The sequence below is a fragment of the Streptomyces sp. A012304 genome, from assembly GCF_026008495.1.
Taxonomy (GTDB): Bacteria; Actinomycetota; Actinomycetes; order Streptomycetales; family Streptomycetaceae; genus Streptomyces.
On record NZ_BQUN01000208.1, the window covers coordinates 1 to 245 of the forward strand.

At 69.0% G+C, this 245-nt stretch carries 1 protein-coding gene; it reads right to left on the bottom strand.

The window, feature by feature from the left end; genetic code table 11:
- A partial coding sequence (locus ALMP_RS41870) for a succinylglutamate desuccinylase/aspartoacylase family protein (protein WP_264937282.1) occupies positions 1–231 on the bottom strand: 231 nt, incomplete at its 3' end.
- Positions 232–245: the final 14 nt, after the last annotated feature.

Consider the following 245-nt stretch of genomic DNA (forward strand, 5'->3'; position numbering starts at 1 on the left):
GTCGTCGCCGGTCAGGCGGTAGCCGACGAAGTCGAGCAGGTGCTGGTCGATGCCGCCGCTGTGCAGGTCGATGTAGGCGTCGGCGCCGTCGATCAGGTTCTCGAACAGCCAGGCCGCCATCCGCTCGGTGGGGCCGCCGTCCTTGTCGCCGGGGAAGACGCGGTTGATGTTGACGCCGTCCAGCGGGGAGATGTTGAGCCTGCCCCCGTAAACGGCCGGGGGGTTGGCCACGGGGCAGATCACCA